The following is a 23,242-nucleotide window of genomic DNA, read 5'->3' on the forward strand; positions in this document are numbered from 1 at the left end:
GGCCCGCCTCGCGCGGGTTTCTTATTTCCCGAAAGGAAAACACAAATGGCACTTTCTCTTCCAACCGGCACGCTCTACGCGCTGGCCACCGTCTACGCAGCCGCAGTTCCCGTTACCGCCGGCACCAACGCGACCGAAACCGTTCTGTCTGCAACAAACACGCTCGCCGCCGGCGACTACGTCGAATACACCGGCAGCTGGAGCCGCGCAACCAACCGCGTGTTCCGCGTCAAGGCTGCGACTGGCACCACCGTCACCCTGGAAGGCCTCGACACCACGTCGACGTCGCTGTTCCCTGCGGGCGGCGCAACGGGCTCGCTGCGCAAGATCACCACCTGGGTACCAATCGCGCAAATGATCAGCTGCGAGCCATCGGGCGGCGAGCCGAAATACGCCACCGTCAACCTGCTGGACGTCGAGAACGAAATCAGCCTCCCGGACGGCTACAGCGCGCAGACCTTGGCAATGTCGATCGCAGACGATCCGAACCTGCCGCACCACGCTGCGCTCAAAAGCGCGGCCGAACTGCGCAAGATTGCCGCAATCAAGGCGGAGCTGCCCGCCGGCAGCAAGATCCTTTACAACGGCTATATCAGCTTCGACGAATCGCCTTCGATGACAAAGGGCCAGGTGATGGCCGTCAAAGCCGGCTCGGCCTTGCAAGGGCGCCCAGTTCGCTACTCCGCGTAATTCCACCCCCATCCAGTTGTGTCTCCTGACCCGCATGTGCGGGTTTTTTTATGCCGGCGGCTTGATCACCGCCGGTCTTTTTCTCTCTGAAAGCAAAAAATGACCAAGACCATCGCAAAACCAAAACGCTCCCTCGACGTATCGCCAACCTTCAAGGCCGCAGTGACCATTCCCCGCGCGGGCAGCGACTCGTTCGACATCGAGTTCGTTTTCAAGCACCGCACCAAGGCCGAATTGAAAGAATTCTCGGATGCGGTTGCGTCTGGCGCCGGCGACGAAGATGCGAAAGACAGCGATGTGCTGCTCGACATCGCCAGCGGCTGGGACCTGGACGAACCTTTCGACGCCGACTCGCTCGAAAAGCTCACGCAGCGCTTCATGGGCTCGACCCAGGCTGTGCTCAGCGCCTACTTCTTCGAACTGTCGGGTGCGCGCGCAAAAAACTGATCGCGCTTGCAGAGTCCATGTATCGAAAGACCCCGTCGGCCGAAGAACTGGAGGCGGCGTGTCTGACGAAAGAGGACTTTGCAGGCGAGGAAGTAGACCCCTGGCCCGACAACATGCCGGCGCTGCTGCTGTTTCAGTACATGCGAACGCAGTGGCGAACTGGCGCCAATGGGCCGTGCGGCCTCGATTACATGGTCATGCACCACAGGATGGCCCGCATGGACCTGTCACCCGACGAATACGACCAGCTCGAGGCGGATATCCAGACGATGGAAGTCGCCGCGCTCAACTGCATTTACGCAGATAGTTAGCCGCCTTCGGGTGGCATTTTTTTTAGGCCAGGCCAATGTCAGAAACCACGAACAACGCGACAATCAAGGTCGCCGTCGACGCCGAGGGTGTTGAGGTAGGCCTGCGCAAGATTGATGACGCCGCAGCCAAAACCGGGCGCAATCTTGATAGCCTGGGGAAGAGCGACAGCGCGTTCGCCAAAATCGGGGCAGGTGGCGATGCGGCCGCTGCCCGCGTGCAGGTCGCAGCCAAGACGCTCGCTGAATCCGTTGCGGCGACGCAGGCAGCGATGGCGGAGGGTGGCAAGGCCAGCGCCGCCTACTACGCTTCGATCGCCAATTCCAAGGGCGCGCCGGAGGCGATGAAGCCGTTACTCGCGCAGATCGACGCGCTGACCGCTGCGGAGAAGACCCGCGCCCAGACATTTTCCACCGGCCTGGAGCAAACCAAGAGCCTGTTCGCGATCGCCGGCGCTGCCGCTACAACCGCGCAACAGCAGATCGCGGCCATGCGACTCGACTCTGACCAGCTGGTGGTGCCGGATGAGGCTATCCAGAGCCTGAAGGACTGGCGTGAGGCGGCAGCTTACGCCGTCGGTACGGCGGTCGGTGGCGGGATCGCTATTGCCAAGACCGCCTTCCAGGAAGTCACCGAATTCATCAAAACCAGACTGATCATCGCCGGGACTGCTGCCGCGATCGGCATTTCAGCTGCCGTCCTTGGGGCCACGTATGCGGCTTACAAGACGATCGACTTCGCGGCAGGGCTGCTCACTGGCGAGAGCTACAAGAGCGCCAATATCGACGCCCTGGTTGCTGCCAACAAGGAAGTGGTCGACCTGCAAAAGAATTTCCGTTTGAGTGCGAACGAGGCGTCCGGATTGGCCGCAGCCCTGGCTGGGCTCGGCGTTGCCAAAGGCGATTACATCGAGACCTTCCGCGAGGCGGGAACCGCGATCAAGTCGAACAAGGATGAGCTTGACGCGCTCGGGGTCAAGTACAAGGATGCCGCCGGCAACCTGCTGCCGATGCGGGATGTCCTGGTCAACGTTCAGACCGAGCTGTCGAAATATACGGAGGGCCTCGAGCGCAATGCTGTCGCGTCGGCACTGGGCTTCGGCTCATCTGAAAAGATCGACGCTGCCCTGAGTGTGACTGCGGAAAAGCTGGCCGCCGTGACCGAACGCCAGCGCGAGTATGGGCTGCTGATCAGCGGAACCCAGCAGGCCGAGATGGGGCGCTATGCCTCCGTCATGGCCGAATTCAACGTCGAGCTGGATAACACGTCACAGGGGTTCAAGCGTGCGATTGCCGACAACATCATGCCGGCGCTCACCAATCTGGCTGATTTCTTCAAAGAAGGCTGGCCATCAGTCGTCCAGGGATTTCGGGGTGGGATGGCTGCGTTCACCAGCCTGTTCTACGGACTGAAGACCGTCGTCGACATCGTCGTTGAATCCGTCAAGGCCACGTTTGACGTCGTCATTCAGGGATTCGGAGGGGCCGTCAAGGTATTCGGCAATCTGATCAAGGGAGACTTTCGTGCTGCGGCAGCCAGCCTTGTGGAGATCTGGGACGGCGCCATGGCTCGGTTTGGCAAGGCCGGTGACAAGATGGTCGACTATGCGCGCGCCAACGTTTCGGCCATCAAGCTGGCTTGGGGGCAAAAACTTTTCCCGGACGAGTTGCAGCCGCGGCTGCCAGAACTAAAGAGCGCGGACCAGGCCAAGGACGCGATCAAAAAGGCTGCTGACATCAATGAGCAGGCCGCCGCGTACAAAAAGCTGTCGGCCGTCACGGCTGACCACATTGCCTTACTACAGGCAGAGGCGACCGCTGGCGCTAAACTTAGCGAAGGCCAACGGCTGGCCTTTGAGTTTACACGTGAACTCGCCGCCGGAAAATCGAAGCTGACCGACGAGCAGAAGAGAGAGCGTACTGCGCAGATCGAAACTCAAATCGCTCTTGAAAAGACGATCGAGAAAAATGCAGAAAGCCAGAAAGCCGGAACGTCTGCATCGACTGCAGCATCTGCTGCTGCCAGCAAACAGGCAAGTGAATATGCGAATCTCGGCCAGGCTATTCAGTCAAAAATTGCGGCCAACACCTTAGAGCTGGCCACAAGCACGGCCACGTCCGAAAGCCAGAAGCTCGGGATCAAGCTGGACTTGGAACTCAAGTCCGGCAAGCTCAAGCTCACGGATGCCCAGATCGCCTCCACAAAAGCATCGCTGGCCGAGCTGGCGGTGACCGAGCGGAAAATGAAGCTCCAGACCGCTGAGAAGGGCGTCGCAGAATACATTACGCAGAATACGCTTGCGCGCGTGGCTTTTGCTGCAACCCTTGCTTCCGAATATGAGCTGTACGGTCAAGTAAGTGACGCACGCGACCTGGCTGCGGTGGGCCTGCGTGTCGAAGCCGAACTCCAGAAAAAACTGGCCGATCTGCGGAAGGCCGATCTGCCGATCTCCGAAAAGATGATCGAGCAAATGCGCGAGTCTGCGAAAGCGCGTGCGATCGACGAACGGGCCACGCTCGCGCAGACGAAGGCGCTGGGCTATGCCGCTCAGCTCCATGACGAAAATATCCGCTTTGCCGCCGAGTCGATCACCGACGAGCGCACCCGCGCGGCTGAGTTGCTGGAAATTGACGCCGGGAAGTGGCGCGCGCGGATCGCGCTGGCCCAAGAAGGAACCGAATCGCAGAAGCTGCTCCAGCAGGAATTCGACACTTGGTACAAAAACCAGTCGGGCAAAGCGGCCATGGACGAATGGCGCAAGTCCGTCCAGCAGTACGACGACATTTTCCGTACTGGCTTTGCCGACATGCTGAACAACGGCCAGGATGGCTGGAAGTCGTTCACAAAATCACTGGTCACCACGTTCAAGACCTCGGTTGCGGACCAGATTTACAAGATGTTCATCAAACCGATCGTGGTCCAGGTCATCGGCAACGTCGTTGGCGGGAATGGCGGCGCCGGCGGCATCATGGGGCTCTTCAGCTCGTCAGGTGGCGGCGCAGGTGGTGCAGGCGGCGGGAGCCAATACGTTGGCCTGGCCCAAAGCGCATCGAACGCATACGAGGCAATTGAAAAGGGCTTTACCGGCATGTCCTCCCAAATGGGGAACATGATCAGTACAGTGGGCGACTACTTCGGCTCATCGAACATTTCCGCTTTCGGCAACGGTATGTCGATGGGAACCGGTAATGCCGCCAATGCCGCCAATGCCTATAACGGCGCAGGCATGACCAGCACGGGCACATCGTTGAACGCTGGTGCCACTGCTGGCAGCGCCGCAACCATCGCCATGGCATGGCTTGCTGCCGCGCAGATCGGGCGCAAGATCGGCAATTGGATTTCGGACGGATACTCCGTGCGAAGCGGCAGCAACGGCAACGGGTTTGTAAATTTCACGACCTTGCAGAGCTCGGTCCCGATCTTGGGCGGGATTGTCGGGGGGTTGATCAATCGCGCGTTCGGCCGCCGGCAAAAAGAAACAACCGGATCGACCCTGAACGGCACCTTCGCCGCAGACGGCGGATTCGCTGGCCAGACAGATTCGACCTGGCGCCAGAAAGGCGGCTGGTTCAGGAGCGATAAATCCGGCACCGACACCATGGCCGTCAACGACACGAGCGCCAAAGAATTCGCAAGCGCCTACTCGTCGATCAAACTGGCCGCCGCCGACTTCGCCACGGTGCTTGGCATCAACGCCGAGTCGATCGCCACGCGCACCCAGAAGATCAGCATCGCCATCACAAAGGACGAAGAGGCGACAAAAAAGGCGATTACCGACTTCTTCGTGGGCGTCGGCAACCAGATCGCGCTAGAGCTGGTGCCGTCGTTGGGTGAATTTACGAAGGGTACGGAGACGGCAAGTGAGACGCTGCAGCGTGTCGCTGGCGAGTATGCATTTATCGATGCCGCCCTTGCGGCTGTGGGTGACACGTTCGGCGCAGTGGGCGTCGGCTCGATCAAGGCGCGCGAGTACCTGTTGGAGCTGTCGGGCGGGATGGATGCGTTCGGTAAGGACGTAGCCTACTTCTCGCAAAACTATCTCACCGAAGCGGAACGGCTGGCGCCAGTTGCGAAGGCCGTTGAGGCCGCATTTGCTGACCTCCAGGTTGCAGCGCCCAAGACGCGCGCGGAATTCAAGGCTCTGGTGATGGGCCTTGACCTGACCAGCACGAATGGTGCGAAAACCTACGCCGGCCTGATGAATATTCAGGAGGCCTTCGCGCAGCTGAACCCAGCACTTGAGGAAGCGGCGACAAAGGTTCGTTCTGCCGCTGATATCGAGAAGGAACGCGCCGGCCTACAAGATCAGTTCGACCAGCTGGCCCTGACACCGGAGGCGTACCGCAAGAAGCAGTTGGATAAGCAGCGCCTTGATACGGATGTCAGTAATCGGGACCTGTTCGACAACGTGCAGTATGGGATCGCTGCCGATGCGGCAAACGCTGCGAAGAAGGCGGCGGCCGACACCCTGGCCGCGACGAATAAGGGCTATCAAGATCAGATCGACGCTTTCGAAAAGGTGGGCAAGAAGGCCGCAGAGGTGCGCGACCTGGAAATCGCAGGGATGGACGCCACCACGGTCAAGCTGTACGACAAGCTCAAGGCCTACCAGGCCACCGCCACGGCCGCAGCTCTCGCGGAACAAGCGGCAGAGAAGCTCAAATCGGTCAACAGCAGCTACGAAGATCGGATTTTTGAATTCAAAAAGCCTGACATGGTTCCGGCCAAGGTCCGCGAGCGCGAGATCGCCGGCATGGACGCGACCACGGTCAGGCTGTACGACGAACTCAAGGCGCTCGAAGCGGCGAAGGTGGCAAAGGACGCCTTTGACCGCATCGAAGCCGAGCGCGCGGCCGCCGCCAAGCGCGACCAGGAGGAGCTGGCGCGCGAACAGGCGCGCGTGGCAGAGGAAGCCACACGCGCTGCCGAGCAGATCAAATCTGCCTGGCAGTCGGTCACAGATTCGATCTTCGACGAGGTGGCGCGCATTCGCGGCATGGTATCTGGCAATGCCGCCCAATCGCTTGCGAGCGTGCAGACGGAATTCGCCATCAAGAACGCCCAGGCGCAGGCCGGCAACCAGGACGCGGCAAAGCTGCTGCCGTCCATCTCGCAAAAGCTGATCGAGCTGGCCGAGGCCAACGCCACATCGCTGATCGACTTGCAGCGCATTCGCGCGCGCACAGCGGCCAGCCTCGACGCAACCGGCGCCATCCTGGCCGCGCGCTTCGGGCTGACGCTGCCGAGCTTGGCTGTGGGCACCAACTACCTGCCGGCGGACATGATGATCCAGGCGCACCAGGGCGAGCGCGTGATCCCGGCCGCCGACAACCGCGCACTGATGCAGATGATCAACCGGCCAGCGCCGGCCGACACGTCGGGCGCGGCGCAGCAGCAGGCCAGCAACGAGATGGCCGGCCTGCGCGCCGAGGTGCGCTCGATCGCCATCAGCAATGCGGCCATGGCAGGCATGCTCAAACGCGTCATCAAGGACGACAAACTGCAAACGGAGGAAGCATGAGCGGCATGAAGGTCATCAAGCCAACGACGATCACCACGGCGATGCTGACCAGCAGCACGGTGCCCGAGCCTCACCCGGAGTCCGGAGAAAGCCTGTGGGTTTCAGGCACCACATACGGGGTCGGCGCTATGGTGATCCGGACAACAACCCACATGAGATACGAACGGACAGTCGCCGGGACATCAACAATCGTGCCCGAAAACGACCTGACGAACTGGATCGAGGCCGGGCCGACGCTGCGGTGGGCCATGTTCGACAGGAAGATCGGCACGGCTACCACCGCCGCGACGGCAATCACGGTCGTCACGCGCCCCGGCAGCATCTCCGGGCTGGGCATGTTAGAACTCGTCGGCCGGCAGGTAGCGGTAACGCTTAAGGACGCGCCTGGCGGCACCACGGTCTACAGCCGCACGGTCAACCTGGACGGCACGCAGATCACCAGCGTGTACGAATGGTTCTTCCTCGACTTCGAACAACTCTCGGACTTTGTGCTCACCGACCTGCCGCAGCATTACGCCGCGTGCGAGCTGACGGTGACGATCACGAGTACGAAGCCGGTTTCGGTCGGCGTGCTCCAGGTGGGCCAGGTGATAGCGGTGGGCAGTGCGCAAAAGGGCGCCACCGTCGGCATCATCGACTACAGCAAAAAGGAGAAGGACCGCTTCGGCAATTGGGATGTGGTCGCCGGCCTGTTCAGCAAGCGCGGCAATCTCCAGGTGCTCACTCCGGCCGGCGAGTTCAACAGAATTTTCCGGTCGCTGGCGGGCCTGCGGACGATACCGTGCATTTACATCGGGGCGGATCAAGTCGGCTTCGAACCGCTGATTTTTTACGGCTTTTTCAAAGACTTTTCCATGGTGATCCCGTACAGCAAGTACCACCTCTGCAACCTTGAAATCGAAGGACTCTCCCAATGACAATTACTGCAATTCCCCCGCTTGACCGGTTGTCGCCAACGTTCCGCGCGGACACCGACACCTATTTCGCCAGCCGCATTCCCACGCTCACCGTCGAGCTGAACACCTTGGCCGACGACCTGACGATCAAACAGGGCCTGGCCAGCGCCGCCGCCATCGCTGCGAACAACGACAAGATCACCACGGCCGGTTTAAAGGACACCGCACAACTGGCGGCCGATGCAGCTGCAAGTTATCGGACCCAAGCAAAAGGCTGGGCAGATGCCGCAGCGGATAGTGCAAAAACTATCGGCATCACAGCGGCTTTCTCGGATGTGAATCCAATTGTAAAGAATGCTGCGGATAATTCAAAAACCGGCAGATTTGATTTGAGTTTTATTTCACCATCAACCCAGCCCGTTATTCAGTGGCCTAATAAGAGCGGAAAGATGGCCTTAATCGGTGATGGTGGCCTCGCCTTTTTAGGCGAAGTAACATTGGCTGCGCCCGCTGCTGCAATTGATTTTCTTACCATTTTCAATACCCCGGCGCATGACCGATTTTTAATAACTGTGCATTATGCAAAGGCTGTAACCGACTTTGTTCCTGCGGCATTGCGATTTGCAGTAGGGGGCGTTGTAGAGACAGGTAATGTATACGGTATTGCCGCCCTGACAGGCTCGCAGACTAGTGGCAGTAACACCCTTTGGCCATTGGGTCCAACTGGGACTAATAACCCTAAAGACTACGAAATTACAGTTTATGATAAAAACCGCACATTAAGTTCATCGGGTTGTACCTGGCTTCATTTATACGGTACTGGCACTCAAATGTTCACCGGGAGTTTTAATCCTCCGAATCCAAACCCGATCAGCGGCTTTAGAATAGTTACCATAAATAATACCAACATCGCAGCGGGTGCAATTGTCCGCGTGTATGGATATGCAAAATCATAAAGGAATATACATGAGCATAGTTTATTGGGACGATGAGACGCAATCTCAACAAGAGCGCGACATGACGCCGGAAGAATTGGCGCAGCGTGAACTGGATATTGCAGCAGCCGCCGTGCCGCGCGTGCCGGAATCCGTGCCGATGTTGAATGCCCGGCTTGCGCTGATTGTCGCCGGGCACATGGTCAAGGTGAAGGCTTACGTCGACGGGATGACGGGCATCGAGGGCGAACAGGCACGCGCATATCTCGAATACGCGCAGAACGTCCGGCGCGACCACTGGCTGGTCGAAGGCATCCGGCAGGTGCTGGGCCTGACGCCGGCCGATATCGACCAGTTGTTCATCACCGCCGCGACGATCGCCTGATCGTGTGCGCTCCACCACTGGCCACCTTCGGGTGGCTTTTTTATTGAAAGAACCACATGGAACCGTCTACCCCACGCCCCGACATGATCGACACGAAACTACCCCTCACATGGCTGATCAGCACAGCCGGCGCCATCTGCCTTGCCCTCGCCGGCTTCGCCGTCACCAGTTCCAGCAACACGGATAAGACGCAGGCAAAGCTCGACCTGCTGCGCGTCGACCAGGCCACGCTGATCCTCAACATCGCCAAGCTGGAAAAGCGAGTCGATGACCGTGACACTCGCACCGATGCGCTCAAGGAAATGCAGTACTCCATGCAGCGCATCATCGACGGCCAGGGCATCCGGCTGGAATCGCTCGAGCGGGGCCAGCGCAAATGACCCTAATCGAAGACTGGCGCGCCGTGCTCGCCAAGGCCTGGAGCCTGAAATTCAACGCCGCTGCCGGCCTGCTGGGCGCCGCCGAGGTGTATATCGCGCTGGTGCAGCCGGTCGGCGTTCCCAATGGCGTATTCGCCGGCATCGGGGCCTTGGTCTCGACGCTGGCATTTGGCGCGCGCTTGCTCGCGCAGAAAGAAATCCATGGCAACGACACTTAAACAGCGGGCCGGCTGGCTGGCGATCGCGGCCGTCTTCGTCGGCGGCTTCGAGGGCCTGCGCCAAGCAGCCTACCTGGACCCGGTCGGCATCCCGACGATCTGCTTCGGGGAGACCAAGGGCGTGCGTCTGGGTCAGCGCGCGACGCTCGCGCAGTGCGATGCGATGCTGGCGGCCTCGCTCCAGCTGGCGAACCATGCCGTGGACGACTGCATCCGCGCGCCGCTGCCCGACTACCGGCGCGCCGCGCTGGTCAGCTTCACCTACAACGTGGGCCAGGCCAGTCTGTGCGGCTCCACGCTGGCGCGCAAGCTGAACGCGGGCGACGTGGCAGGTGGCTGCGACGAGCTGCTGCGCTGGACGCTCGCCAAGGGCATCCGGCTGCCGGGCCTGGTGAAGCGGCGCGCCATCGAGCGCAACATGTGTCTGGGGGTCGTGTGAGCGCCCTGGGCACGCTGGCCGCCGGCGTCACAGGCGGCATCTGGAAGGTCATCGCCGTCGTGCTGCTGGCCGCCCTGCTGGTGGTGAGCGCGTGGGCGGGCGGCAGCTGGTTCCTGGCGGCGCGCGACCGAGACGCCGCCCGCGCCGAGCTGTCCGCCGAGCGCAGCGCCAACGCGGAACTGCGCGCCGGGATCCAGTTGCAGAACGGCGCAATCGAGGCGGCCGGTACCGCCAAGCTGCTGGCCGAGGCGCGTGGCCAGGCCGCCCAGCAGCAGGCCGCCGCCACTGGCCGGCGCTTCGATGCCGCGCTGGCCAAGGTCGCCGGCGCGCGCGCCACCACCTGCGACGAGGCCATGCCGACCGTCGACCTGATCTTGGAGTCCGTGCGATGACCGCCCGCCGCATGCTGTGGGCGTGCGCCCTGCTGGCGGTACTGCTGCTGGCCGCCTGCGCTGGCCGGGCGCCGGTTGTGCAAGAGGTCAAGGTGCCAGTGTACCGGCCGTGCGTCACTGGCGCGCTCGAGCGACCGGCGTTCGCTGTACGCGGCCTGGCGCCCGATGCCAGTGACGGTGAGAAGGTGCTCGCCTTGGCGCGCGACCTCCCGTTGCACCTCAAGTACGAGGCGCAGCTGGAAGCCGTGATCGCGGGGTGCTTGTGAGCGACGAGGCCGGGCCGCTGATTTTGGAGATGCACCGGATCGACGGTCCGGACAAGTCACCCATGCAGATGGTCAGCGCCGAGCTGCTAGCGCACTACCGGTGCTGCAAGGCCGGGCTGGTGGCGCTTGCCGAATGACCAGATGTTAGTCCTGCTTGCTTGGGGCACGAGCACTCGGCATGCTTATCGCATTTACCGCGTCGGGAGAATTCCGACTGGATCGACAAGGGTACTCGCAATACTGAGCGCGAGCAAGCGTAAAATTTGTTCGATTGCTTTTGATGCAGCATCTGTAGCTTCCGTCCTTCGAGAAGATAAAATTTTTGGCCTCGTAGTGTGCTCGTTAGACTGTGATTGCGCGACTGCTGTATATTGTTTGTAATTGCATCTACGGATACGTCCACCGTAGAATATTAATCTTATGGGAGAGTTTTCGATGATCAAAATGCGCGTCGATTATCTTGGGTATGTTATCTATGTGGATGCCGTGCTAGGTGTAGATAAAAAATTCTGTGCTGGAGCTCAAGTGGCTGGTCCGACTGGATTTATTGGCTTCACAGATCTTGGGATTTTTGCGACCGATACTGAAGCGATAGAGTGTACGACGCGTTGGGTAAAAAAATGGATCGACAGCGGTGTCGCTGATAAGGCTTTAGCTGAGGCGTTTTCAAAACTAAGCTTTTAACTATATTTGTCGAATAGCGGTCTTGCGCCTACAGACATAGTGCGTAAAAGGCAGATACTATATGGGAAAACCTCGATTTTGCAACCTCCTGCCTTTAGCATGTCGGTATTGCAGGTGAAGCTTTCAAATCTAACCTTTTTCTTGGTATTTATGATAAAGACGCTTGCCGGAATTGGGACGCTCAGGTCTCGCCTAACGACAGTGGTGGTTTTTTTGGTACTGCTAGCGGCCGCATTAGTCGCCTATGTTTCTTTGCAGCTTGGAGAGCGGCAGATGCGTGCAGTAGTTGGCGATCAACAGGTTGCGTTGTTATCCAGTGCAGCGTCGTATATTGACGAGGACCTTGCGTCGAAAAAAACTCTTATGATGTCGATAGGTGAGCAATTGAGTCTGGGAGATTACAGAGCACCGTCGGCGATCCAGCAATTCCTCGAAGTTCACGCTAGTTTACGTGATGAGTTTTTCAATGTGATCGCCCTTGATGCAAACGGTAATCTTATTGCAAATCTTAATGACAGGCGTTCCATTGGTCTGTCTAATTTTAGCAAGCGAGACTATTTTATCGATACAGTGAACAACCGCGAAGGTGTGATATCTGCGCCGTTTCGGAGTGCGTTATCAAAGAAACCTGTGGTCGTGGTAACTGAGCCTGTATTCGATGTCAATGGGAAACTGCTGTACATTATAGGCGGAGCCATTGATCTGCAAAGGCCCCGTTTTTTTGGACAACTCGCGGTGCTGAAATCTGGTCAGAGTGGGTATCTGTTTATGCTCACGAAACAAGGTATTGTCATTCACCACCCTGACCAACAGAGAATTCTAATGAATGTCACACAAGAGGCGGGGGGCGCCGTTCCGTCAACGTTAGCAGCGATGAATGGTTTTGAAGGGTGGGTCGAAGGAAGGTCGAAAAAGGGGGTTAATTCACTAATTGCTTACAAGCGACTCTTTCGGACAGATTGGATAATTGGGTCAGTTTACCCTGTTGAAGAAGCATTCGCTCCACTTATCGATATGCGTCGGAAAGCCCTATTAGCATCCGGTGGGGTGGCAATCGTTGCCGGTTTGTTGGGTTGGCTTGCTATTATGCGGTTGTTGCTTCCGTTAGGCGCATTGCGCAGGCACGTTGCGGATATATCTGGTGGAAGTATTAACATAAAAGTTTTTGATGTCATCCGTCGAGACGAATTCGGTGAATTAAGTAGGGCATTTTTTTTGCTTTCTCTACAACGACGAGAGGTGGAGGAAGAGCTGGTCAGACTTACGCGCACCGACGCATTGACTGGTCTATATAATCGACGTATGTTTGAAGAATCGATGGTAATGGCTTTAGCGCGGGCGCGTCGAAATAAGCAATATATTGCGTTAGCGTATCTCGATATCGACCATTTTAAAAGTATAAATGATTCCTATGGCCACGGAACAGGTGACCAAGTATTAATTGAATTTGCGAGGCGAATTAAGCTTGCGGTTCGCACCACCGATACAGTAGTCAGGTTAGCGGGCGACGAGTTTGTAGTAATTTTCGAAAACCTGGCCGACGACACTGAGATCCCAGAGTTGGCAAGGAAAATTCTTGCCAGTATCGAGCCTGCGTTCGTTCTCGGCTGCCTCAGCTTTGCTGTCACCACGAGTATCGGCATCGCCATCAATGCCAACGGCTATAGTAGTGTGGGCGCGTTGATGGAGGCGTCCGACAGTGCGCTCTATGAAGCCAAGCGAAAAGGTAGAAATGGCTTTGCACTGCATCGTTGCTAGAGACTTTCCGCTCCGCTAACTTACGCGTGTTAGTTGTAGCTGGGTTCATGGGGCCGCAAATCGTCGCATCAACGTCGCATATTGAAGTCTGGTCCCGTTGTAACACGTTGGTTAGCCTTGAAAAAATCGCCTACCAACTCCTTGCGGAAAAGTAGTCCATGATTTCAAAGTCCTAATGTCGAAGAAAGCTTGCAGAATTCCGCCCAGTCGCGCATGAGTAACACACGCTTGTCGATCAGCGTCCCACGTCTGTAGGCGGCCTCGACCTTGTCCGGCAGCTTGTGCGCAAGCGCATGCTCACAAACCTCACGCGGATACGAGTTGCCCACGGCTTCCGCGCACCAGTCGCGAAACGTCGACCGAAAACCGTGAACAGTGATGTCGTCGCGCTTCAAGCGCCGTAGCACTGCTGTGAGGCTCATGTCGGATAACGGACGATCTTCTCGCTGACCAGGAAACAGAAAGCTCCCGGAGCGCTCCACCGCGCGGAGTAGGGTGACGGCATCAGGGGCAAGCGGTACCTGGTGCTCCACCTCGGCCTTCATCCGTGAAGCTGGAATCGTCCACAGCGCAGCTTCGAAATTAATTTCATCCCACGTTGCGCCCCGGACTTCGCCTGAGCGTGCCGCAGTCAAAATCGCGAACTCCAAGGCTCGTGCACCGACGCCTGCGCTGCCGCGCAAGGTCTGCATGAAGTCCCCGATTTCGCGCCATGGCAGGGCCGCATGGTGATCGACCTTTGCGATCTTCGCTGGTGCTGCAAGCAAGTTATCCAAATGCCCGCGCCAACGCGCCGGATTTTCCCCTGCGCGGAAATTGCTTACGGTGGCCCAGTCAAGGATGCTTTCGATTCGGCCCCGCAGCCGTGTTGCCGTCTCCGTCTTAGAGTGCCAGATGGGGGTGAGGACTTTAACGACCAGGGCAGTGTCAATATCGGCCACGGGCAGCGCACCGATTATCGGGCCAGCGTACGTGTCAATCGTGCTTTCCCATTGCGCCGCATGCTTGGCATTCTTCCAGCCGGACCGGTGCGTCGTGATATAGGCTGTAGCACACTGACCGAATGTCATCGCCTTCGCACGTTCGAGGTCATCAGCGAGCTTGCCAGCGACGCGGGCGGCGAGTGGATCTTGACCAGCAAGCAGGACGATGCGGCAATCCCTTGCTTTGGCACGAGCCTCGGCTAAAGTGACGGTATGAGTCGCCCCCAAGCCCATCTCCCGCCGCTTCCCGCCGAACGTGAAACGAAATATCCAGCTCTTTGTTAGCGATGCCGATATCTGCAAGTACAGACCGGCACCATCGCTATAATAGCCAGGCACTTTCATTTTACTCACGCCCAAGGGGGTAAGCTTTTCCACCGTTCTCGCCATTTTCTACCCACCATTGTACCCACCGTCGATACGTGGATTGTACCGCATGCATGTGAACAATGACGAACAAATTTATGCCCTACGCCCCGAGAGTTCATAGGAGAACGAACAAATAAGAACAATTTTGAATAAAAAATAGGCGGACCGTCTCTCCGCCAGAAAACAAAAGAAAGCCACCCTAGGGTGGCTTTTTTGTTTCCTGGCGGATAGAAGAAGAGCCCCTTCGGGCTCTTCGGCGGGGATTCGAAGGGCTGGGCGTACTCGCCCAGCCCTCTCCGAATCGTCCATCTGTCACCGCTGCGCGGTGGCGCGCCGGAGGCGCCGGGCGCTGTGCGCGGCGAGTACTCCCCGACTCGTTCACCCTGTCCGTTCCCAGTTATCGGCACAAAAGGAAAGCGAAAGAAAACCCATGGCAACCAGACCAATCTTCACTCCCTCACTATCCGGCAACCTGCTGGTCCAAACCCACCACATTGATTTCCAATGGTTCCCCGGCATATCAAAAAGCCAAGCCCAGAAGTCAATTACCTCATTACACGCCGCAGCCGGTTCACAACTCGGCGTCGACAAGGTCCTGGAAGTCTCCAGCAAATCCGCAAATGACCTCGGCGTCCAGCTCAGCGCATTCAACCTCATGATGACCAAGCACGGCCGAGAATTCAGCCTCGAGTGCGCGTTCCAGTCCAGCAAAGTATTCGAACAAGGCGGCCCGTTCATCGACTTGCTGGATGCAACGTCAATCGACGCCAAACGTGATCCCCGGCTCGACCAGCACGGACGTCTCACCAAATTCAGTTTTTTCGGTGAGGACTGGGAGCTGGAACCACGCACCGCTTTCTACGACTGGTTATATGTGAACGCGCTGCACAAGCACCCTGAACTGGCAAAAGAAGTACTAACGTATGCCGCTTTTTCCGACATCGCATTCAATCCCAAGCGCTCGGTCAACTGTCAGGCGTACGCTGCTGCGCTGTACGTATCGCTCCATGAGCGCGGCCTGCTCAATGACGACATGCTGATGAATCAATCGCAGTACCTCAATGCGATCAATACCGGTGAAGTCAGCAACGCGCACGAAAATACAGGTGGTCAAGCACGCCTGGTATAAACCTTTTACTTGCGCCGATGGCCGCCAAGTGCCCAGCCGGTGGCGCCGTCTTCAACGCCGCTACCGCTTGTACACCTGTACCGCATCCACACTCCTGGCCCGTTCAACTGCTTCAACACTGGCCGGCAGTCCCGCATAAGCTGCGTCGTGCACTGCCTGCGGAACAAACCGCCCCATTCCCTCTTGCGATTTCTGGATTTCATACCGCATCAGCAGTTGCAGGGTGCTCCATTCGCTGTTGACTGCCATGACTCTGAGCGTAACGTGATAGCCGGCCTGGCGCAGCCTTGTGGTCAGCGCTACCAGCGATTCCGCGTTTTTTGAGGTTTGGTCGATAATCAGGTTACGCCGGCCGTCCATCGCGTCGATGGCCAGGCGCTTGGCCCATTTCGAGGCATCGCGATGTGTCAAACTGGCCGCTTCGCGGTCGTTCTCGCGCATGAGTTCAAAGTACTGCGGGTGACTCAAGCGCAGCTCGTTGGGGTCGACAAGGACATAGCCGCCTTGCGTGGCCAATTCCCGTTTTGCATCGGCGGTCAGGTTCCCTTTCCCTGATCCGGGCTGGCCGCCGGTGATGATCGCCCTGGGTTGTTGCTGCGGCTCGACGCTCGAAAGATGATCTCTTGCAATGAGCGCATAGAGCCGGTCGTGTTCCGCCTGGTCGAGCTCATAAGGCGGTGCGGTGGCGGCGCTCGCCGTCGCCTTGCATGCACGCAGAACCGGCCCGTAAGTAGCGTTGATGTCGGCGATGGCGGCCTGGTGCTCGAGGTCCAGGGCCCTTGCCAGCGCCAGCAGGGAACGCTTTTCGTTTTCCCATTGCGCGATCTGCCGCAGGTCCGGGATCGCCTTCTGCTCCTCTTTGTACGCAAGCTGTGAGTAATAGCTGATCAAGAGGTGTAGCCTGCCCTCGGCAATGTCGTATTTCACCCGTTTTTCGCTCTGCTCCATGATCGTTCCTTGTAGTATGGGCGCCGCTGAAGATATGCCAGTTTCTAATTTTACAATAATTCAGGCTTGCATTATTCTTGCCATGATCGGCGCCGCAGGAAGCCGGCGTCATGTCGCACACGGACACTGCCTTTAAGAGAGACTCAATGAAACTCGACGCACATTCTTACGAGCAATGCTTCAAAGGGTTCTTCCTGATCGACTGTGTGGTCAGGAAAAAAGATATCTTGTATTTTGTGGTCGAACAAATTTACAACGAGGAAACGGACGACCCGCCGAAGCGCAAGTTGCGAACGAGGGTTATCTCCTGCATTGATCGTCCGGAGATACAACCGTGGGGCCGGTCCGACCTGGGTGGAATGGACCGTCTGAAAGCGGGCGTGTCGCTTCACCCCAAAGAACAATTCGTTGGGGTCTCCCTGAATGACCATGTGTATGTGGTTGGTGCTGGGGAGCGGGGATTGGAAGACGATATAAAAGGCTCCGACTCGCGGCAACTCCGGGAAGCGAATGCGGCGCCGGAAGCATATCTGACGCGCGGTGGCATCCATAAATTGCGTACCATTGCGGGCGAAGTGTACGGCTGCGGCTCAGGCCGTACCGTCATCACCCGCAAGGGTGCCAATGAGTGGTTCTATCACACGCAATTACCCAAGGATAAACACTTTCTCGATCCGACGGGCTTCCACGATATTGATGGATTTTCGGGCACCGATATCTATGCCGCTGGCGGGCATGGCGATCTCTGGCATTACGATGGACAAGAATGGAAGCATCTGCCTTTTCCAAGCAAAATGTCACTGGAAAGTATCTGCTGCGCGGGCGACGGCCAGGTGTATATCGGTGCTGACGGGGGAACCGTCTACCGCGGCCGGGCCGAGCGCTGGGAGCGCATTCATCGCGGAGACCTCACCTTATCCTACCGCGATATGGTCTGGCATGATGGCAAAGTGTGGGCCACCAACGACTACGGTGTATGGGTGATAGAAAATGGCAAGCTCAAAGGCGCAAAAGTGCCTGACAGCGTGCGCATTTGCTCTGGTCATTTATCGGTCGGTGACGGCGTGATGCTGTTGGCGGGAGTGTATGGCGCAGCGCTGCACGATGGGAAGGACTGGCAGATCATCATTGATTACAACGATCTGCAATAAGGCCTGCCAATTGGTCACCGGTCGAGCGCCGCAATGCTGCAGGACCGGGCCGATGACCGATTCGATTGACGCAAACCCGCGCCGCCGGAATCAGGAGCGCTTCAACTGCCCGATCACGCTGGCCACCTTGGTGGTAATCATATCCACCGCCGGCCCATTCGCGCCATGCGGAATAATCACATCGGCATAGCGCTTGGTCGGCTCGATGAATTGCTTGTGCATCGGGCGCACCGTGTCCAGATACTGGCCGACGACGCTTTCCACCGAGCGAGCGCGTTCGGTAATATCGCGCTGCATGCGGCGGATAAAGCGGATGTCGGAAGCGGTGTCGACGAAGATCTTCAGCGACATCATGTCGCGCAAATCCGCGTCATACAAGGCAAACAGGCCTTCGATCACAATGACCGGGGCTGGCTTGACCGGAATGGTCCTGTCGGAGCGGTTGTCGATCGTGAAGTCGTACTCCGGCATGGCAATCGCTTCGCCATTGCACAAGGCCTGGACATGCTGTACCAGCAATGGCCAGTCGAAGGCCTGCGGATGGTCGTAATTCTGCTGGCGCCGGATTTCAGGGGTAAGGTGGGTTTGGTCGCAGTAGTAATCGTCCTGCATCACGACCGACACCATATCGGCGCCGAAGGAAGCCAGCACTTGCTGGGACACGGTTGACTTGCCACTGCCGCTTCCGCCAGCAACACCAATCACAAAGGGAGGGGAGGAAATCTTATTCATGCCGAATGATACCGGAAGCGCGGCCGCGCGGACAGGGAGCCGCTCGGGCGGGCCGCGCTTGCGTGGGCAGAATCTACTTCGGTGGGGCTGGCGCGGCGGGTGGTGCCGCGAGCTGGGGCATGGGAATGGTGATGATGATCGGCGCAGGCTGCGCCAGCGGCGGTGATGGCGGCTTCTCCGTCATTTTCAACACGGTGAACAGGGCGCCAATGCTGGCGAGGTTGACCGCGATCACCCACTTGACGATGTCCGTCATGCCTTTGTGCATTTCGGCGCGCATTTTTTCCAACTCTGCGCGCACCTCCTCGCGATGCCTGGCCATCTCGCCGCGCAGTTCCACGAACTCGGCGCGCAGATCGGCGAAGTTGGCGCGCAGCTCCGCGAAGGCAGTGCGCAGCTCGGCGAAGCCGGTCTTGATGCTCGTGTCGAAGTTCGCCAGGCGCGCGTCGACCTTCGCTTCGCTGGCAACCAGCTTGGCGTCGATTTCCGGGCGGGTGAGGTCAGTCATGCGCTAATCATCAGGATAGCCGGCGTCATTGTCAACCGCGTTCATCAAGCTTTGGCGCCGATCCGAATCCGTTCATTTTTCCACCGAATGGTTTTAAAAATATTCCCATCGGTGTTAAAGAAGTCACAAATTAAGCACTGTGAATTAACTTTCTGATAAGATACCTGCTCCTATCATGTTATCAAAAAGGTCTCTCATGTTCATGAAATTGGCGAGTTGCGCCGCCCTCACACTATGCGCCCTGACCGCGAATGCGGCCGATCAGACGTATGAATGGTCCTTCCAGGGCTTTACTGAAAAATACAGCGATGTTTTTGATCCTGACGCCAAGATCTCGGGACAGTTCGTCGTCAACGATCTGAATCAGGACGGGAATTTCGATCTGACCGAACTGAAATCCTTCACCTACGACACACTTGCCCATGTGCCGTGTGCGAATGTAGGGAATATCACCTGCGCTGTGTCGACGTTTTCGTATAACCCCGCCGGTGCTTTGTCGTTTAACTACGATCTCAGGGAAACTGGCAACTCTTCCGGGACGCATTTCTTTATCAACACGGGCGCGAACTGGGGCAATGCGTCCTGGACGGCAACAGATGGACGAGACTTTGGACACTATTGGTCGCCCGAGACCGTCATGACGGTGACCGCAGTGCCTGAACCGCACAGCTACCTCATGCTCGGCGCGGGCCTGTTGGCGCTGGCCGGGTTCACCCGGCGCCGCAACCGCAAGTAAGCTTCACCGATGACGGCGACTGAGCCTGTGCCTGCCTGGCCCGCAGATAAGTACCTGCGGGCGCTATTGACGAATCCCGGCCCGCGTTTTAGTCTCACCAAGCGACCGATGCGCGCTCTGGCGGCGTCGTTCGTCTCGCAGCAATCGCTGCCGGTGTTCAACTTTCGGGAGGGCACGCAATGACCAGCAAGAACACGATCTGCCTGTGGTACGACGGCGACGCTGTCGACGCCGCAAACTTTTACGCAGAAACATTCCCCGACAGCGCAGTCCAGGCTGTGCACCGCGCACCGGGCGACTATCCGGATGGCAAACAAGGCGACGTCCTCACGGTCGAATTCACCGTGGCCGGCATCGCCTGCCTCGGGCTGAACGGCGGCCCGCATTTCAAGCACAACGAATCCTTCTCGTTCATGATCGCCACCGACGACCAGGAAGAAACCGACCGCCTGTGGAACGCCATCGTCGGCAATGGCGGCCAGGAAAGCGAATGCGGCTGGTGCAAGGACCGCTGGGGATTGTCCTGGCAGATCGCACCGCGCGCGCTCACCGCCGCCGTATTTGGCCCCGATCCGGCCGCCGCCAAGCGCGCGTTCGATGCGATGATGACGATGAAAAAAATCGATATCGCCACCATCGAACGGGCCGCGCTCGGCCACAATTGACGCTTAAACGAAGGCGGTGCGCGGCGAAGGCGACGTCTTGGCCGACTGCAACATGCGGCCCAGGGGAACTTCGACGCAGCGGTAAAACAGCGCGCCCGCCAGCAGGCTTGCCGCCCACGCCGCCAGCATGCCCAGCGCCTGGTAATGCGGCGCGGGCGGCACGAAGCGGGCAAACGCCGCATTGACCAGCAGGCAGACCGGGAAGTGGATCAGGAATACCGAATAGGAAATCTGCGCCAGGCGATTGACGGCCGACATGCCCCAGTATGAGGTCGATGCAATGCGCGCGCGGCCGAACAGGAACAGGATGCACGTCACCACCAGCGCCACCGCAATGCGCAGGCGGAAGTCGAGCACCAGCGCGGCCAGGGTCGGCACCAGGATCATCGCCACCAGCAGTGCGACTGCGCGCGGCCGCCGTTTCGGATCGCTCGCCAGCCACGCCATGATGCCCAGTCCGTAGCTGCCAAAGAAGTACGGCGCCCATTCGTCCCAGTCGGGATCGCGGTTGAAGTACAGCAAGGACGTGCTGACCCCGATCACCACCACGGCAGGCATCAGCCAGCGCCGTAGCGCGCTGCCGGAAAAGCGTCCGCACAGCCAGACCAGCAAGGCTGCCACGGCGTACAACTGGAAATCGATGGCCACATACCACGCCCCCGCCGACAGGGAGTCGTAGCCGAGCACGCCCTGCAGCAGCAGCGCATGCGCGGCCAGCTGCATGAAATCGGGCGGGGCGGAGATGGAGTCATGCGTCATCCAGCGGTTGGCCAGGGCCGAGGCGGCAACCGCGCACAGCATCGCCACCATAAACGGCGGCACCAGCTTGGCATAGCGCCGCCACACGGTTCCCAGCGGATTGATCGCGCCGGGCTGGCCTTGCGGGAACAGGGATTTGGCGACGAGAAAGCCACCGATCACCAGGAAGACTTGCACCGCGATGCGCGCGAAGGAACCGAGCCAATCGATCACGTCGGGCATCAGGGGCCGCGCATAGTCGGCCATGGGGCCGTAAAAGGCCAGGTGATGCAGCACGATCAATTGCGCCGCGATGACTTTTAACAGATTGATGAGTCCAAACTGCGGCGGGGCAGTTGTCTTGGCCCCCGGTACTTTTTCTACAACGACAGCCATCCAAACCTCTTCCAATAGCGCGACCGCGCACCTTGCGCAACGGCCGATACCAACCATCCATGTGCGACGGTTGATGATAACAATTTGCCATCATAGCGTATGCGGTCGGAATATGGCGCATGGATGAGTTACCGGATGTTACGCGGCGCCCGTCCGGCGTGCCGTCAATAGGGGCTGGCGGCGGGGTTTCCCGCGGCGCTCGTCCAGATATCGTCGGGCAGCGCGCGGTCGCGCTGGCACACCCGGTCGTGGTCGGGATAGGTGATCGTGTCGAGCGCAGCCCGGGTGCCGACCACCAGGCAGCGGGTGGGCGCGGCGCTGCGGTTCCACAAACAATGGCCCACCGCAACGCCCGCGCGAAAGGTCGCCGCGTCGCCCGGCTGGAGGAGGGTTTCGGCCTCGCCTTCGACCAGGGTCACCTGGCCTTCCAGCACGTACACCATTTCATCCTCGGCGCTGTGCCAGTGCTTGATGGATAAACGCGTGCCCGGTTGCAGCACCTCCACGAAGGCGCCGAACTGCGTCAATCCGCCAGCCTCCGAAATCCAGAGCGCCAGGTTCGGCCCGGCCTGTCCCTCGGCGCTGCCTTCCTCCTTGATGAAGCCATCCGGCGTGAGCGCAGTCATGCGGGTACTCCTTTTAATCAGTGATGAAACGGTGGATCATCCTCGACAGCGGGCGCGATGCGGCGCGCGCAGGGCTTGATTCTACGCCCGGTGGGGCAGGCGGCGGCAAGCTTGCAGCCCGTGTTCTGTTAGACTCTGTCGCCCATGCAAGCGATGGACCGCGACTATTGGCGCCTGTGGTCACTTGACGAGATCGTCGCTGATAATGACCTGCCAGCCGATGCAGGGGTCCTGTTTTCGGACTATTGCATGGACTGCTACGGCTTGCGCCTCAAATGTATCGATGACATGGTATCCGAGGCGTGGGCCGATGGTTTCGACGCCCGCCCACCGATTCGCGTGGCCGCCAGCCTGGCTGAGTTTCTCAACACCTACATGGAAAATCCGCATGCCGTCCTTGACTTTCCCGCGCGCTGATCCGGGCTGGCGCTTGTGCAAGCGCCAGCCATGAAGCGCCCCATCCTGGCCGCTGTCCTGATTCTTGCGATCGGCGCCGGCGGGGCGCTGGCCTTGCCGTATGTCTGGCTGCCCACCGGCACCTCCACCGTCAGCCTGTGGTGGGCTGCCGACACCTTCAAGCAGTGTTCGCGCGAGGCCCCGCAAGGGGGAGAACCGTATTGGCTGCCGACCGGCCAGCAGATTTTCGATCTCGAATTACGCCTGTGGGCCTTGATGCGCGACCGTGATGCCCGTGGCTTGCGGGCGCCGCGCAAATTCCAGCAATTCCAGCGCCAGTACATTGGCTTTACGCGCAACGGCGAGCGCCTGATTTACGCGAATGTCTACCCGCAGGACGACTACGGCTGGGAAGCCTGGACGCTGTTCAACAAGCCAGTGCTGATCTGCGACGGCGGCAATTTCTTTTGGGGCATCGTGTACAACCCCGCCACCGGCAAGTATGAAGAGCCCAGTTTCAACGGCCCAAGATCCCCGGAATAAGG

General features: G+C 58.9%; 27 protein-coding genes. 21 read left to right on the plus strand and 6 right to left on the minus strand.

The annotated features are described in order from the left end of the window. Nucleotides 1-45 precede the first annotated feature (45 nt). The 15 genes from F1609_RS08110 to F1609_RS08180 all read left to right on the plus strand — a co-directional run bounded on the left by F1609_RS08110 (nucleotide 46) and on the right by F1609_RS08180 (nucleotide 13,320). Nucleotides 46-690, plus strand: a complete 645-nt coding sequence (locus F1609_RS08110; protein ID WP_167075966.1) for a phage tail protein — start codon at nucleotides 46-48, stop codon at nucleotides 688-690. Nucleotides 691-789: 99 nt separating this feature from the next. Beyond that, a complete protein-coding gene (locus tag F1609_RS08115; protein ID WP_187362950.1) occupies nucleotides 790-1,137 on the plus strand; it encodes a phage tail assembly chaperone in 348 nt (115 codons plus the stop codon). Between the two features lie 17 nt (nucleotides 1,138-1,154). After that, nucleotides 1,155-1,448 carry a DUF1799 domain-containing protein gene (locus tag F1609_RS08120; protein WP_229421713.1) on the plus strand — a complete coding sequence of 98 codons (294 nt, stop codon included), beginning with the start codon at nucleotides 1,155-1,157 and terminating at the stop codon, nucleotides 1,446-1,448. 35 nt (nucleotides 1,449-1,483) lie between these two features. Then, nucleotides 1,484-6,967 carry a hypothetical protein gene (locus F1609_RS08125; protein WP_167075967.1) on the plus strand — a complete coding sequence of 1,828 codons (5,484 nt, stop codon included), beginning with the start codon at nucleotides 1,484-1,486 and terminating at the stop codon, nucleotides 6,965-6,967. Then, the gene (locus F1609_RS08130; RefSeq protein ID WP_167075968.1) at nucleotides 6,964-7,884 is read left to right on the plus strand and encodes a hypothetical protein; all 921 of its coding nucleotides are present in this window, start codon (nucleotides 6,964-6,966) and stop codon (nucleotides 7,882-7,884) included. The genes F1609_RS08125 and F1609_RS08130 overlap by 4 nt, the downstream gene beginning before the upstream one ends. Further along, entirely contained in the window at nucleotides 7,881-8,819 is a 939-nt protein-coding gene (locus F1609_RS08135) for a hypothetical protein (protein ID WP_167075969.1), read from the plus strand. The genes F1609_RS08130 and F1609_RS08135 overlap by 4 nt, the downstream gene beginning before the upstream one ends. Before the next feature lie 10 nt (nucleotides 8,820-8,829). After that, on the plus strand, nucleotides 8,830-9,183 hold the full coding sequence (locus F1609_RS08140; RefSeq protein ID WP_167075970.1) for a hypothetical protein: 354 nt from the start codon (nucleotides 8,830-8,832) through the stop codon (nucleotides 9,181-9,183). A 56-nt stretch (nucleotides 9,184-9,239) separates the two neighbouring features. Next, entirely contained in the window at nucleotides 9,240-9,563 is a 324-nt protein-coding gene (locus F1609_RS08145) for a hypothetical protein (protein ID WP_167075971.1), read from the plus strand. Then, a complete protein-coding gene (locus F1609_RS08150) occupies nucleotides 9,560-9,781 on the plus strand; it encodes a DUF7940 domain-containing protein (RefSeq protein WP_167075972.1) in 222 nt (73 codons plus the stop codon). The genes F1609_RS08145 and F1609_RS08150 overlap by 4 nt, the downstream gene beginning before the upstream one ends. Further along, the gene (locus tag F1609_RS08155; RefSeq protein ID WP_167075973.1) at nucleotides 9,765-10,220 is read left to right on the plus strand and encodes a lysozyme; all 456 of its coding nucleotides are present in this window, start codon (nucleotides 9,765-9,767) and stop codon (nucleotides 10,218-10,220) included. Before F1609_RS08150 ends, F1609_RS08155 begins: the two co-directional genes overlap by 17 nt. After that, the gene (locus F1609_RS08160; protein WP_370661603.1) at nucleotides 10,202-10,612 is read left to right on the plus strand and encodes a hypothetical protein; all 411 of its coding nucleotides are present in this window, start codon (nucleotides 10,202-10,204) and stop codon (nucleotides 10,610-10,612) included. The genes F1609_RS08155 and F1609_RS08160 overlap by 19 nt, the downstream gene beginning before the upstream one ends. Next, nucleotides 10,609-10,878, plus strand: coding sequence for a hypothetical protein (locus tag F1609_RS08165; protein ID WP_229421715.1), 270 nt, complete (start codon nucleotides 10,609-10,611; stop codon nucleotides 10,876-10,878). Before F1609_RS08160 ends, F1609_RS08165 begins: the two co-directional genes overlap by 4 nt. Continuing rightward, nucleotides 10,875-11,015 (plus strand): hypothetical protein, encoded by a 141-nt coding sequence (locus F1609_RS08170; RefSeq protein WP_167075974.1) that lies wholly within the window; start codon nucleotides 10,875-10,877, stop codon nucleotides 11,013-11,015. Before F1609_RS08165 ends, F1609_RS08170 begins: the two co-directional genes overlap by 4 nt. Nucleotides 11,016-11,313: 298 nt before the next feature. Continuing rightward, nucleotides 11,314-11,562, plus strand: a complete 249-nt coding sequence (locus F1609_RS08175) for a hypothetical protein (protein ID WP_167075975.1) — start codon at nucleotides 11,314-11,316, stop codon at nucleotides 11,560-11,562. A 99-nt stretch (nucleotides 11,563-11,661) separates the two neighbouring features. Next, nucleotides 11,662-13,320 carry a diguanylate cyclase domain-containing protein gene (locus F1609_RS08180; protein WP_167075976.1) on the plus strand — a complete coding sequence of 553 codons (1,659 nt, stop codon included), beginning with the start codon at nucleotides 11,662-11,664 and terminating at the stop codon, nucleotides 13,318-13,320. 164 nt (nucleotides 13,321-13,484) lie between these two features. Here the strand turns inward: F1609_RS08180 and F1609_RS08185 are convergent, their stop codons facing one another. Beyond that, nucleotides 13,485-14,681 carry a tyrosine-type recombinase/integrase gene (locus tag F1609_RS08185; RefSeq protein WP_370661604.1) on the minus strand — a complete coding sequence of 399 codons (1,197 nt, stop codon included), beginning with the start codon at nucleotides 14,679-14,681 and terminating at the stop codon, nucleotides 13,485-13,487. Between the two features lie 421 nt (nucleotides 14,682-15,102). On the opposite strand from F1609_RS08185, the gene F1609_RS08190 reads away from it, so the two are divergent. Further along, nucleotides 15,103-15,801, plus strand: a complete 699-nt coding sequence (locus F1609_RS08190) for a DarT1-associated NADAR antitoxin family protein (protein ID WP_167075978.1) — start codon at nucleotides 15,103-15,105, stop codon at nucleotides 15,799-15,801. 60 nt (nucleotides 15,802-15,861) lie between these two features. Here F1609_RS08190 and F1609_RS08195 read toward each other — a convergent pair whose 3' ends face one another. Beyond that, a complete protein-coding gene (locus F1609_RS08195) occupies nucleotides 15,862-16,749 on the minus strand; it encodes a zeta toxin family protein (protein ID WP_167075979.1) in 888 nt (295 codons plus the stop codon). 146 nt (nucleotides 16,750-16,895) lie between these two features. Between F1609_RS08195 and F1609_RS08200 the strand changes: the two genes are divergently transcribed. Continuing rightward, complete coding sequence (locus tag F1609_RS08200; RefSeq protein ID WP_167075980.1) at nucleotides 16,896-17,900, plus strand: WD40/YVTN/BNR-like repeat-containing protein; 1,005 nt, start codon at nucleotides 16,896-16,898, stop codon at nucleotides 17,898-17,900. A 90-nt stretch (nucleotides 17,901-17,990) separates the two neighbouring features. Here the strand turns inward: F1609_RS08200 and udk are convergent, their stop codons facing one another. Both udk and F1609_RS08210 read right to left on the minus strand, forming a co-directional pair. Further along, nucleotides 17,991-18,632, minus strand: a complete 642-nt coding sequence (gene udk, locus F1609_RS08205) for a uridine kinase (RefSeq protein WP_167075981.1) — start codon at nucleotides 18,630-18,632, stop codon at nucleotides 17,991-17,993. A 73-nt stretch (nucleotides 18,633-18,705) separates the two neighbouring features. Continuing rightward, nucleotides 18,706-19,140 (minus strand): hypothetical protein, encoded by a 435-nt coding sequence (locus F1609_RS08210; protein WP_167075982.1) that lies wholly within the window; start codon nucleotides 19,138-19,140, stop codon nucleotides 18,706-18,708. A 196-nt stretch (nucleotides 19,141-19,336) separates the two neighbouring features. Between F1609_RS08210 and F1609_RS08215 the strand changes: the two genes are divergently transcribed. After that, the gene (locus F1609_RS08215) at nucleotides 19,337-19,876 is read left to right on the plus strand and encodes a PEP-CTERM sorting domain-containing protein (RefSeq protein ID WP_167075983.1); all 540 of its coding nucleotides are present in this window, start codon (nucleotides 19,337-19,339) and stop codon (nucleotides 19,874-19,876) included. Nucleotides 19,877-20,055: 179 nt separating this feature from the next. Next, entirely contained in the window at nucleotides 20,056-20,541 is a 486-nt protein-coding gene (locus F1609_RS08220) for a VOC family protein (protein ID WP_167075984.1), read from the plus strand. A 3-nt stretch (nucleotides 20,542-20,544) separates the two neighbouring features. On the opposite strand, the gene F1609_RS08225 is transcribed toward F1609_RS08220, so the two are convergent. Beyond that, nucleotides 20,545-21,675 carry an acyltransferase family protein gene (locus F1609_RS08225; protein WP_167075985.1) on the minus strand — a complete coding sequence of 377 codons (1,131 nt, stop codon included), beginning with the start codon at nucleotides 21,673-21,675 and terminating at the stop codon, nucleotides 20,545-20,547. A 164-nt stretch (nucleotides 21,676-21,839) separates the two neighbouring features. Beyond that, nucleotides 21,840-22,301: a cupin domain-containing protein gene (locus F1609_RS08230; RefSeq protein WP_167075986.1), complete on the minus strand. Its 462-nt coding sequence runs from the start codon at nucleotides 22,299-22,301 to the stop codon at nucleotides 21,840-21,842. Nucleotides 22,302-22,445: 144 nt separating this feature from the next. On the opposite strand from F1609_RS08230, the gene F1609_RS08235 reads away from it, so the two are divergent. Together F1609_RS08235 and F1609_RS08240 are read left to right on the plus strand one after the other, a co-directional pair. Further along, nucleotides 22,446-22,718 carry a hypothetical protein gene (locus F1609_RS08235; protein WP_167075987.1) on the plus strand — a complete coding sequence of 91 codons (273 nt, stop codon included), beginning with the start codon at nucleotides 22,446-22,448 and terminating at the stop codon, nucleotides 22,716-22,718. 30 nt (nucleotides 22,719-22,748) lie between these two features. Continuing rightward, nucleotides 22,749-23,240, plus strand: a complete 492-nt coding sequence (locus F1609_RS08240; RefSeq protein WP_167075988.1) for a hypothetical protein — start codon at nucleotides 22,749-22,751, stop codon at nucleotides 23,238-23,240. Nucleotides 23,241-23,242 lie beyond the last annotated feature (2 nt).

It is taken from the genome of Massilia aquatica, assembly GCF_011682045.1.
GTDB lineage: Bacteria > Pseudomonadota > Gammaproteobacteria > Burkholderiales > Burkholderiaceae_D > Telluria_A > Telluria_A aquatica.

Excerpts from the sequence above, each read along its gene's own strand:
- F1609_RS08220 (WP_167075984.1), top strand. The coding sequence starts at position 20,056 with ATGACCAGCAAGAACACGATCTGCCTGTGGTACGACGGCGACGCTGTC.
- F1609_RS08215 (WP_167075983.1), top strand. The coding sequence starts at position 19,337 with ATGTTCATGAAATTGGCGAGTTGCGCCGCCCTCACACTATGCGCCCTG.
- F1609_RS08145 (WP_167075971.1), top strand. The coding sequence starts at position 9,240 with ATGGAACCGTCTACCCCACGCCCCGACATGATCGACACGAAACTACCC.
- F1609_RS08235 (WP_167075987.1), top strand. The coding sequence starts at position 22,446 with ATGCAAGCGATGGACCGCGACTATTGGCGCCTGTGGTCACTTGACGAG.
- F1609_RS08225 (WP_167075985.1), bottom strand. The coding sequence starts at position 21,675 with ATGGCTGTCGTTGTAGAAAAAGTACCGGGGGCCAAGACAACTGCCCCG.
- F1609_RS08200 (WP_167075980.1), top strand. The coding sequence starts at position 16,896 with ATGAAACTCGACGCACATTCTTACGAGCAATGCTTCAAAGGGTTCTTC.
- F1609_RS08180 (WP_167075976.1), top strand. The coding sequence starts at position 11,662 with ATGTCGGTATTGCAGGTGAAGCTTTCAAATCTAACCTTTTTCTTGGTA.
- F1609_RS08165 (WP_229421715.1), top strand. The coding sequence starts at position 10,609 with ATGACCGCCCGCCGCATGCTGTGGGCGTGCGCCCTGCTGGCGGTACTG.
- F1609_RS08190 (WP_167075978.1), top strand. The coding sequence starts at position 15,103 with ATGGCAACCAGACCAATCTTCACTCCCTCACTATCCGGCAACCTGCTG.
- F1609_RS08140 (WP_167075970.1), top strand. The coding sequence starts at position 8,830 with ATGAGCATAGTTTATTGGGACGATGAGACGCAATCTCAACAAGAGCGC.
- F1609_RS08240 (WP_167075988.1), top strand. The coding sequence starts at position 22,749 with ATGAAGCGCCCCATCCTGGCCGCTGTCCTGATTCTTGCGATCGGCGCC.
- F1609_RS08195 (WP_167075979.1), bottom strand. The coding sequence starts at position 16,749 with ATGGAGCAGAGCGAAAAACGGGTGAAATACGACATTGCCGAGGGCAGG.
- F1609_RS08130 (WP_167075968.1), top strand. The coding sequence starts at position 6,964 with ATGAGCGGCATGAAGGTCATCAAGCCAACGACGATCACCACGGCGATG.
- F1609_RS08175 (WP_167075975.1), top strand. The coding sequence starts at position 11,314 with ATGATCAAAATGCGCGTCGATTATCTTGGGTATGTTATCTATGTGGAT.
- F1609_RS08115 (WP_187362950.1), top strand. The coding sequence starts at position 790 with ATGACCAAGACCATCGCAAAACCAAAACGCTCCCTCGACGTATCGCCA.
- F1609_RS08135 (WP_167075969.1), top strand. The coding sequence starts at position 7,881 with ATGACAATTACTGCAATTCCCCCGCTTGACCGGTTGTCGCCAACGTTC.
- F1609_RS08120 (WP_229421713.1), top strand. The coding sequence starts at position 1,155 with ATGTATCGAAAGACCCCGTCGGCCGAAGAACTGGAGGCGGCGTGTCTG.
- F1609_RS08150 (WP_167075972.1), top strand. The coding sequence starts at position 9,560 with ATGACCCTAATCGAAGACTGGCGCGCCGTGCTCGCCAAGGCCTGGAGC.
- F1609_RS08230 (WP_167075986.1), bottom strand. The coding sequence starts at position 22,301 with ATGACTGCGCTCACGCCGGATGGCTTCATCAAGGAGGAAGGCAGCGCC.
- F1609_RS08125 (WP_167075967.1), top strand. The coding sequence starts at position 1,484 with ATGTCAGAAACCACGAACAACGCGACAATCAAGGTCGCCGTCGACGCC.
- F1609_RS08155 (WP_167075973.1), top strand. The coding sequence starts at position 9,765 with ATGGCAACGACACTTAAACAGCGGGCCGGCTGGCTGGCGATCGCGGCC.
- udk (WP_167075981.1), bottom strand. The coding sequence starts at position 18,632 with ATGAATAAGATTTCCTCCCCTCCCTTTGTGATTGGTGTTGCTGGCGGA.
- F1609_RS08210 (WP_167075982.1), bottom strand. The coding sequence starts at position 19,140 with ATGACTGACCTCACCCGCCCGGAAATCGACGCCAAGCTGGTTGCCAGC.
- F1609_RS08110 (WP_167075966.1), top strand. The coding sequence starts at position 46 with ATGGCACTTTCTCTTCCAACCGGCACGCTCTACGCGCTGGCCACCGTC.